At 73.8% G+C, this 9,481-nt stretch carries 10 protein-coding genes; 5 read left to right on the forward strand and 5 right to left on the reverse strand.

Annotated elements, in window-relative coordinates; translation table 11 throughout:
- The coding region (locus tag KUM32_RS28525) for an NAD(P)-binding protein (protein WP_217144860.1) at positions 1-1,882 on the reverse strand (1,882 nt) is incomplete at its 3' end.
- Positions 1,883-2,103: 221 nt separating this feature from the next.
- Between KUM32_RS28525 and KUM32_RS28530 the strand changes: the two genes are divergently transcribed.
- Together KUM32_RS28530 and KUM32_RS28535 are read left to right on the forward strand one after the other, a co-directional pair.
- Positions 2,104-2,622, forward strand: a complete 519-nt coding sequence (locus KUM32_RS28530) for an NfeD family protein (protein WP_217144851.1) — start codon at positions 2,104-2,106, stop codon at positions 2,620-2,622.
- 125 nt (positions 2,623-2,747) lie between these two features.
- Positions 2,748-4,334, forward strand: a complete 1,587-nt coding sequence (locus KUM32_RS28535; protein ID WP_254406268.1) for a flotillin family protein — start codon at positions 2,748-2,750, stop codon at positions 4,332-4,334.
- Positions 4,335-4,359: 25 nt separating this feature from the next.
- Here KUM32_RS28535 and KUM32_RS28540 read toward each other — a convergent pair whose 3' ends face one another.
- The 3 genes from KUM32_RS28540 to KUM32_RS28550 all read right to left on the reverse strand — a co-directional run bounded on the left by KUM32_RS28540 (position 4,360) and on the right by KUM32_RS28550 (position 6,215).
- Complete coding sequence (locus KUM32_RS28540; protein WP_217144852.1) at positions 4,360-5,433, reverse strand: helix-turn-helix domain-containing protein; 1,074 nt, start codon at positions 5,431-5,433, stop codon at positions 4,360-4,362.
- Between the two features lie 107 nt (positions 5,434-5,540).
- Positions 5,541-5,852 carry a zinc-ribbon domain-containing protein gene (locus KUM32_RS28545; RefSeq protein ID WP_217144853.1) on the reverse strand — a complete coding sequence of 104 codons (312 nt, stop codon included), beginning with the start codon at positions 5,850-5,852 and terminating at the stop codon, positions 5,541-5,543.
- A 126-nt stretch (positions 5,853-5,978) separates the two neighbouring features.
- Positions 5,979-6,215, reverse strand: a complete 237-nt coding sequence (locus KUM32_RS28550; RefSeq protein ID WP_217144854.1) for a helix-turn-helix transcriptional regulator — start codon at positions 6,213-6,215, stop codon at positions 5,979-5,981.
- Between the two features lie 329 nt (positions 6,216-6,544).
- Here KUM32_RS28550 and KUM32_RS28555 point away from each other — a divergent pair, with 329 nt between their 5' ends.
- Complete coding sequence (locus tag KUM32_RS28555) at positions 6,545-6,817, forward strand: hypothetical protein (protein ID WP_217144855.1); 273 nt, start codon at positions 6,545-6,547, stop codon at positions 6,815-6,817.
- Positions 6,818-7,001: 184 nt separating this feature from the next.
- Here the strand turns inward: KUM32_RS28555 and KUM32_RS28560 are convergent, their stop codons facing one another.
- Entirely contained in the window at positions 7,002-7,991 is a 990-nt protein-coding gene (locus tag KUM32_RS28560; protein WP_217144856.1) for a helix-turn-helix transcriptional regulator, read from the reverse strand.
- A 151-nt stretch (positions 7,992-8,142) separates the two neighbouring features.
- Here KUM32_RS28560 and KUM32_RS28565 point away from each other — a divergent pair, with 151 nt between their 5' ends.
- Both KUM32_RS28565 and KUM32_RS28570 read left to right on the forward strand, forming a co-directional pair.
- Positions 8,143-8,655, forward strand: coding sequence for a hypothetical protein (locus tag KUM32_RS28565; protein ID WP_308408739.1), 513 nt, complete (start codon positions 8,143-8,145; stop codon positions 8,653-8,655).
- A gap of 73 nt (positions 8,656-8,728) precedes the next feature.
- Positions 8,729-9,334 (forward strand): response regulator transcription factor, encoded by a 606-nt coding sequence (locus tag KUM32_RS28570; protein ID WP_217144857.1) that lies wholly within the window; start codon positions 8,729-8,731, stop codon positions 9,332-9,334.
- Positions 9,335-9,481: the final 147 nt, after the last annotated feature.

Below are 9,481 nucleotides of genomic sequence, written 5' to 3' on the forward strand. Positions count from 1 at the left end.
CCGCCAGCCCCCGCCGAGTGGCCGCCAGCACCACCCGGTCCCCGCTCCGCAGGACATACGTGTCGGGCAGCTCCCACACCAGCCCGGACTCCCGCACCCCCTGGGGACCGGCGCCCGCGGCGTCCCCGACCCGCCCCCCGTCGGAGACGTCCAGCGCCAGCACCCGCCACGCCCCCGCCCGGAAGGCCTCACCGACCGTCTTCCCCTCCAGCTGCGGATGCCCGCCCACGTCCACGGCCGCGAACAGCAGCACCCGCCGCTCGACGGGGATCGCGCCCAGGATCTGGCGGCCCATCATCGCCCCGGCGAACGCGGGCGCGGCCAGATGGGTCACGCTGCGGCTCCGGGTGAGCGCCCCGGGGTGCGCGGCCCGCAGGGTGCGGTACACGGCGGTCGCGAAGTCGTCGTCGTACAGGCGCAGCACCACCCGCAGGTCGGACCGTACGGAGCGCGCGTACAGCACGGCCTCCAGGTTGGTGGTGTCCACGCTGGTCAGCGCGAGCAGGGAGTGGGCGCGATGGACCTTGGCGGACTCCAGGACGCCCTCCTGGGTGACGTCCCCGAGCACCACCGGCACCCGCAGCCGCCGCGCGGTCGCCATGCCGCGCGCCTCGGGGTCGGCCTCGACACACACCACGGGGATGTCCATCTCCCGCAGCCGGGTGAGCACGCGCGTGCCGATCTTGCCGAGACCGAGCAGGACGACGTGACCACCGAGCCCGCGCGGCGGCTTCCGCAGTGCCGAGGCGCTGCGGAAGGTCCCGAGGGCTTCGAGCACGGCCGCCAGCAGCACGGGCAGCAGCAGGAGCCCGACGAAGCCGGACAGCAGTTGCAGGATCTGGCGGCCGGTGTCCTTGTTGTGCGCGGGCTCGTTGATGGAGAACAGGTCGAGCAGCGTCACGTATGTCGCGTGCAGCGGATGGTCGCCGGTGACCACCATGAGCGCCACGGCGAGTGCGACCACGCAGCCCGCCAGACCGGCCAGCGACCACCGCAGCCGGCGCGAGAACAGGGACGCGAAGGGCGGCACGCCGGCCCGCACGGTGGGCAGCGGCGGACCGGAATACGAGACCTGCTCCAGGACGACGGTGCCGCGTCCGGTGGCGGCCTCCACCGCCGCCGCGTCGGGAAGCAGTCGCGGCCCCTGCTCGCCGCTGTCCTCCGAACCGTCCGCCCCCGCCGGGTCGTTGCTCGTCGCGGACAGCAGCGCGAGGGTGCACAGTCCCGGGTCGGCCACCTCACCGGGGCGCGGCGGCTGCCGTTCCACCGCGCGCAGCAGCAGTCCGTCCGCCTCGACGACCTTGCTGGTGCCGACGAGCGCGGTCGCCGCCAGCGCGGGCGCGGCGGTGTCGGCGTCGGACAGCACGGTCGTCGAGGCCTCGACGCCGCCGAGCCCGGATACCTGACCGCCGCCGGACGCCAACGCGGCGCTCTGGTCCAGGAGTTCCTCGATGTGCTGGCCGAGGCGCCGGTTGTACAGGCGCAGGACCAGGCGCAGCCGGGGATTGAGCCGGCGGGCGGTCAGGGCGGCGCGGATGTTGGTCTCGTCGTCGTCGTACACGAGGGCCAGCGCGGTGGCGCGGTCCACCCCGGCCTCCATGAGCACCTCGTCGGTGGGCTCGGTGGCCTCCAGTTCCCGTCCGCCGTCGCCCCGTCCGCCCTCGCCCCCCTGCGGGCCGTTGCCCTGTTCGTTGCTGCCCGCCCGGTTGACCGCCGCGTTGACCACGCGGTCCAGCAGCGCCGCCGCGCGGGCCCGTCCGACCACCGGCTGGGGCACCCGGCGGCCGGAGGGCGGGACGACGAGGGTGACCTGCTCGCGGTACACACCCCGCAGTTCGGCGGCCAGTCGGTGCGCGAGCCCGTCGTCGCCGCACACCACCATGTGCGCGTGCGCGTCACCCGCCCGGCCCTGATTCGGAACGCTCCCCATGTGAGAGAGGACAGTACCGGCGCGGCGCGTGGTTCCGGGAGTGCCCGGAGCGAGCGAGGGCGGCATTAAAGACGCGTAAAGATTGCCGGAGTACGGCAATGACGCGCTCCGGGGCCCCGTGTGACCATTCCTGTCACCGGAGCTCAGCGACGGGCGAGAGGGGGACGGCACGCATGGCCTGGTTTCTCGGACTGGGTGTCACGGGGGTCGTGCTGCTCGCCCTGTCGCTGGTCTTCGACGGACTGCTGGACGGCGCGTTCGACGGAGCGCTGGACGGCGTCCTGGAGGGGTGGTTGTCGCTGCCGGTCGTCGCCGGGTTCACGGCGATGACCGGCTTCGGTGGCGCCATCGCACTCGGCACCGGCTGGACCGGGCCCGCGGGCGCCACCGGGGCGGGCGCGGTCGCCGGGGTGGGGGCCGCCTGGCTGACGTACCGCTTCAGCCGCGCGCTGATGCGCGACCAGACCGCCGTCGCGCCCAGCACGGACGACCTCCTCGGCACGTCCGGCAGGGTCGTGACCGCCATCCCCGCGCACGGCTACGGCGAGGTGCTGCTCCGGCTCGCCGGCCAGCCTCTGAAGTGCGCGGCGCGCAGCGCGGAGCCGGTGGCGCGGGGGACCGAGGTGTGGGTCGAGGCGGTGCCGACCGGGACGTCGGTCGTGGTGCGACCGGTGCGTCCGGCGGACCGCTGAGCGCTGAGCGCTGAGCGGGCCTGCCACCTCCCCCTGCCCTCCTGCCTGTTCCCGTCCGTTCCCGTCCGTTCCTCTCGGTTCTGCTTCGTTCTTCTCTGTTCCTCTCCGTGATCGGGGGCGTTGTCATGAGTCCTGTCGTCATCGCGGTGCTGGGAGTCGTCGTACTCCTGGTGCTGCTCGCGCTGGTGGTGGTCAGCCGCTACAAGGTGGCCGGCCCGAGCGAGGCGTTCATCGTCACGGGACGGCGCGGCAAGAAGTCCACCGATCCGGAGACGGGCCGCGTCTTCACCGACAACAGCGGCCAGAAGGTCGTGGTCGGCGGCGGCGTGTTCGTCGTGCCGTTCGTGCAGCAGCGGTTCACCCTGGACCTCTCCTCCCGGCACATCCCGGTCGCCGTGCGCGGCGCGGTCACGCTGCGCGGGGTGAAGGCCAACCTCGAAGGGGTCGCGATCGTCAAGGTCGGGGGCACGGAGGACGCGATCCGCGCCGCCGCGCAGCGGTTCCTGATGCAGCAGGACGGCATCGTCGGCTTCACCCAGGAGGTGCTGTCCGGCGCGCTGCGCGCGATCGTCGGCCGGATGTCCGTGGAGGACGTCATCCGGGACCGGGCCGCGTTCGCCGGGCAGGTCGCCGAGGAGGCGGAGGCGAGCCTGTCCGGGCAGGGCCTGGTGCTGGACGCCTTCCAGATCCAGGACATCACCACCGAGGGCTCCTACCTGGAGGACCTCGGCCGTCCGGAGGCGGCGCGGGCCCGGCAGGAGGCCGACATCGCCGAGGCCGTGGCCCGGCGGGCCGCCGAGCAGGCGCGGCTGAAGGCCGAGGAGGAGATAGCGGTCGCGCAGCGGACGCTCTACCTGAAGCAGGCCGAGATCAAGGCCGAGACCGACCAGGCGGCGGCCCGCGCCAACGCCGCCGGCCCTCTCGCGGAGGCGGCCCGGCAGCAGGACATCCTCGCCGAGCAGGAGAAGGTCGCCGAGCGGCAGGCCGCGCTGAAGGACCGCCAGCTCGACACCGAGGTGCGCAAGCCCGCGGACGCCCAGCGCTACGCGGCCGAGCAGGAGGCGGAGGCCCGCCGGGTGGCGCGGGTGAAGCAGGCGGAGGCCGAGCGGTCGGCAGAGATCGCCGCGGCCCAGGCGGAGGCCGAGCGGGCCCGGCTCACCGGTGAGGGCGAGAAGCAGCGGCGTGGCGCGCTGGCCGAGGCGGAGGCCATCGAGGGGCTCAGGCAGGGCGAGGCCGAGCGTTCCCGGCGTGCGGCGATCGCCGAGGCCGTACGGCTGGAGGGTGAGGCGGAGGCCGCCGCGATCGGCGCCAAGGGGGCGGCCGAGGCCGAGGCGATGGTGAAGAAGGCCGACGCCTTCGGCCGGTACGGTGACGCGGCCGTGCTCCAGATGCTGGTCGAGGTGCTGCCGCAGGTGGTGGCGAAGGCGTCCGAGCCGCTCGCGGCCGTGGACAAGATGACGGTCATCTCCACGGACGGCGCGAGCCGGCTGTCGCGGACGGTCGCCGACAACGTGGCGCAGGGCGTGGAGCTGCTCAACTCGACCACCGGTCTCGACCTGGCGTCCCTGCTGAGGGGGATCACGGCGACGGACTCCGCGGCGAAGCACCCCACGGCGACCGGAACAGCGGCGGGCGGCTCCCCGGCGGCGGACGGCGCGGACCGGCCGGGCGGCCCGGACCCCCGCGACGGCAAGGTGGAGATCACGGGCTGACCCCGTCGGCGCCGGCGAGGCCCGCTCAGATCTCCTGGCCGGGCCAGCCGAGCAGCCGGGCCCCGATGACCGCGGTCTGCAGGGTGTAGCGGTGCACCGGGTCGACGGGGTTGGCCCCGGTGAGCTGGTGGATGCGGTCGAGCCGGTAGGTGAGGGCCCGCACGCTGAGCGTCAGCCGCCGGGCGGCCTCCGTCGCGGTGCAGCCGGCGTCGAAGTAGGCCTCCAGGGTCCGCAGCAGGGGTTCGGCGCCGCCGCGGGCGTCGCGCAGCGGACCCAGCACGCTCAGGACCAGGTCGGCCATGGCCTGCCGGTCGCGGGTGAGGACCGGGTAGACCAGCAGGTCGGCGGAGCGCACCACGGGCTCGTCCAGCTCCAGCCGCTCGGCGAGTTCGAGGGTGCTCAGCGCCTCCTCGTAGCTGTGCACCACGCCGCCCGCGCCGCTCCGGGGGCGCCCGATGGCCACCCGGCTGCCGTCCGTGGCGGCGTAGGCCTGCTTGGCGAAGAAGGCGAGCACGTCGTCCTCGTCACCGGGCGCGATGCAGATCAGCTGCCCGTTCTTGGTGGCGGTCAGGACGCGTCGGTCGCCGAAGCGGGAGATGAGCGCGGTCTCCACGAGCCGGGTGACCGGGGCGGTGTCGTCGTAGGCCTCGGGGCCCTGGGCCACCGCGACGGCGTGGGCGCGGGAGAGGACCAGCCCGAAGCGCTCGGCCCGTTCGGCGAGCCGGCCCAGGTCGCTGCGCCCGTACAGCAGGTCGTCGATGAACTCCCGCCGGGCGGCCTCTTCCTGCCGTACGGCGAGACGCTGGGCGCGCTCGTACCCCTCGGCGAAGGCGTCGACGGCCTGGGTGACGGCGGCGAGCACGTTCCGCGTCGCCTCCGGGCCGCCTCCCGCCCCGTTCGGCCAGTCGGCGCGTGTGGCGTCCAGGTGGAGCCGTACGAGGCCGCGCAGGCTGTGCCCCGCCTCCGCGGCCCGTTCGCCGAGGCGGCGGCGGTCCTCCAGCTCGTCGCGGGTCAGCCGGCGCCCGGTGCCGGCGACCGCCGCCAGGATCTCGGCGTACCCGGTCAGATACGTCTCCTGCGTCTCCCGCTGCCCCGTCACCCCGCGCCTCCCCTGCCGGTCACGCCCGCTGCGCGGTGTCCGGCAACGTGAGGGTAGTCAGGACTGCCGGAAACCGGCAACGTCGGCGGACGGCACGCGGAGGACCGTCACGGCCGCTGGTACGGCGGCTGCTGCGACCGCCCGTACGGCAGGCCGCCCTGGCCGCCCTGACCTCCCCGGCCGCTGTCGGCCTGCGACCGGAGCTGTTCCGCCTGCTCCTTGGTCACCTGCTGCTCGGCGCCGCAGAAGGTGCACTGCGTCGCGTACTTCGTGGAGAACGGGAACAGCGGCACGAAGAACAGCGTGAACTTCGTGACCCGCTTCCTGAGCGTGTGGGCGGCGGGGTTGCCGCACTGGGCGCACACCAGCGTCAGTATCGCCAGCTGGTAGAGGTATCCCTTGGTGCCGAAGACGATCACGGGGTGGGTCCTTCCGGGTCGGGACGTGCCGGCACGCAGATCCTCTCCCGGATCGCGCCCGAGCGGCAGCCGGTAGCCACCCGCGGCCCGCTCGGCGGCGTCCGTCAGCCGTCCGTCAGCCGTCCGTCAGCCGTTCCCGTCCGGGGCGGTGCCCCCGTCCCCGGCTTCCCAGCGCAGCAGGTCCCCCGGCTGGCACTCCAGCGCCTCGCACAGCGCGGCGAGCGTCGTGAAGCGCACCGCCTTGGCGCGGCCGTTCTTGAGCACCGCCAGGTTGGCGGGGGTGATCCCGACGCGCTCCGCGAGCTCACCCACGGACATCTTCCGCTTCGCCAGCATCACGTCGATGTCGACGGCGATCGGCATGGTCCCTCCCTCCCCTCCGGCTCCGGCGGCACTCGACCCACGATGGAAATCTATCGAAAAACGATAGGTTTGGCAAGGTGTCGCACGTCCGGGCACCGCCCCGGGTCCCGTCCGTACCGCGACGCCCCCGTTCCGGCGCACCGGCAGTTCCCTGCCAGGCAGCTTCCTGGCCTGGCCGAAAGCGGACAGGAGGCGGGATCGAGTGGTTCTCTTTTCCCAGCGGCCGGAAAGCGCGGGGAACGCGGACCGGCCCGGGGGAGCTGAAGCGTCACCGGCTCCATGCGCAACGTCGTGAAGAGACTGACCCACGCATGGAATGGAGCACCACCTTGAACCGCACCAAGCGCTGTACCGCTGTCGTCACCCTCGCCGCCGGCGTGCTGGCCGGACTCACCTGGGCCGCGCCCGCCCAGGCGGCGGACGAGACGGACCGGGGACGGCAGGCCGCGCCGCTGGACTTCTCGTGGCCGGCCCCGCCGCAGGACGGCCCGCTCCTCGGCGGGCTGCCGGACCTCCCCGGCACGCCGGACTCCGAGGACGACTTCTCCTGGCCCGTCGCGCCGGGGAACGCGCCCGGCGACATCCCGTGGCCGCTGCGGTGACCACCGGAGTGGCCACCGGAGCGGTCACTGCGGCGACCACCGGAGCGGTCACTGCGGCGACCACCGGAGCGGTCACTGCGGCGACCACCGGAGCGGTCACTGCGGCGACCACCGGAGCGGTCACTGCGGCGACCACCGGAGCGGTCACTGCGGCGACCACCGGCCCGGGAGCGGGCGGCCGCGGTCAGATCCACTGCCGACGGGTCGCCTGCACCCCCGCCTCGAACCGGCTCGACGCCCCGAGCCGCTCCATCAGCTCGGCCACGATCCGCCGCTCGGTGCGCACGCCGATGCCGAGCGCCCGCGCCACCGCCTCGTCGGTGAGCCCGGAGGCCAGCAGCTGGAGCAGCTTGCGCTCCTGCGGCGTGAGCTCACCCCCGGCGTCGTCGCGGCGCGGGTGCTCCTGATGGAACGGGGTCGCGTGCTCCCAGTACGCCTCGAACAGGGCCCGCATGGCGAGCACCACCGGCTGACTGCTGAAGAGCAGCGCCGAGGGGCCCGTCTGGCCGGGGAGGCCGGCCACCACCGCGGCGGTCGTGTCGACGATCAGCAACCGCATGGGCAGCGTCGGGGACGTACGGATCTCGCTGTTGCGTTCCGCCATCCACTGCGCGTGTGCCCTGGTCACCCGGTCGTTGGTGACGCTGTCGAGGTAGATCGACCGGAACCGGACACCCCGGGCGAGCGCCGCCTCGTTCAGCGGGCGGGCCGCGTCGATCGACTCCTGGGTCAGTCCGCCCACGGGGTGGAAGGCCAGCGACTCGTGCCGGCACGACTCGGCCAGGGCCTCGAGGCGGATGCGGATGTCGTCGACGTTGGCGAGCTCCTCGGTGCCGTCCGGACCGGACCGGCCCGAAGCGCCGTACTCCGCCGCGAGGGCCGCGAGCGCCGCCCGGTTCTGTTCGATGCGCTGCTGGCGCCAGGCCAGCTCGTCCTGCTCCCGCTGGAGCAGGACCTTCAGGCCGAGCGAGGGGTTCACCGCGCGCAGCGCTCCGGGCGAATCCCGGGACGGAGCCAGCAGTGACAGGCCGGACAGCCGCTCCAGGGCTGCCTTCACGCACTCGGGCTCCATGTCAAGAAGCTCGGCGAGCTTGTCCGGATCATGTTCCTTGTGGAACAGGATCGCGCGGTACACACCGAGCGCCTCCTGGTCCAACGGTGATGCCTCGGCCACGTGGTGTCCCCCTGAACCCCGCGTACGGATAAGGACGTTCGTCTCCGCCCACCTGCCCGGCACGAACGTCGGACACGGGGTGACGCCACAGTCGGAAAGACACCCCGCCGGTCGATCACATATTCGTCACACTACCTGCTGGGGAGTTCCGGTGTCCCAACCAACGACCTACACACTTCCGCCTCTGGTGGGCTCCGTCGTCCTGGTCGTCGACGCCACCGCGGGTGTGGGCCGTCGAATCGCCACCCGGGTGTGCGCGGCGGGCGGAGCGGTGGCCGTGGTCGGGGCGGGGCACCCCGGACGAGGTGACGACGCCGCCACGAACGCGGCGTTCCTGTGCAAGGAGTTGGCCGACATCGGGCTGGTGGCACTGCCCTATCAGGCCGACACGGAACGCCCGGAGACCTTCCGCGCGCTGCCGGGACAGATCGCCGCGGACCTCGGCCCGCCCACCGCCTGCGTCGTGGTGGTCCCGGCGGGCGACGGCACCGAGGGGCTGGCCCGGACCATGCGCGCCATGTCGGTGGTCGTGGGCACCGCCCTGCCGGCCGACGCCGTGCACCTCGACGTCGGCGCGGTCCAGGACGCGGAGGAGCAGGAGAAGGCGGCTCAGGAGGTCGAGAAGCTGCTGATCACGCGGAGCGCCGCGCGCCGCACCGGCTGACGCCGCGTGCGGGAGAGGGAAACCGACGGCCGTCGCGGCCGGTCGTGCTGTCCATCCATACGGGGGATGTGAGATGTCCATACGCCTGGTCGTCGCCGGCGACCACCAACTCGTCCTGGAAGCCTTCGCCGAGACGCTCAACGGCGTCGACGGACTCGAAGTGGTCGGTCTCGCCACGTCCTACGAGGCCGTGCTGCCGGCCGTCGAACGGCACCGGCCCACGGTGCTGCTGCTCAGCGAGCCCACGCTGGGCGGCCGGGCGCTGCGCATCGCCACGGAGGTGCGCGCCCTCCACCCCAAGTGCGGGGTGGCACTGATGGTGGGGGCGGCGACGGCGTCCGTCGTGGACCGGGCGGTGGCCGCGGGTGCCCTCGGCGTGGTGCCGAAGAACGCCCGGTTGCCGCAGCTCGTCACGACGCTCATGGGCGTCGCCGGGGGCTGTCTGACGGTCGACCCCTCGCTGCTGCGTGCCGCCGGCGCGGAGGAGTCGTCCCTGAGTACGCGGGAGGTCGACGTCCTGCGGCTGACCGCGAGCGGCGCGACCGTGAAGGAGATCGCGGGCGAGCTGTACCTGGCGGCGGGCACCGTACGCAACCTCACGTCGGCGGCCATCAAGAAGCTCGGAGGGCGCAACAGGTTCGACGCGGCGCGCATCGCCTGGGAACACGGCCTGCTGTGAGGGGGGAGGGGGACACCATGGGCAGGCGCGGCACCGTGGGGGCGGCGGGCACTGTGGGGGCGGCGGGCCCCGTGGGGACGGTGGGCGCCGTGAAGACGGTGGGCGCCGTGGGGGCGGCGGGCACCGCGGGAAGGGCGGCCCCCGTGG

It is taken from the genome of Streptomyces sp. AC627_RSS907 (assembly GCF_019049165.1).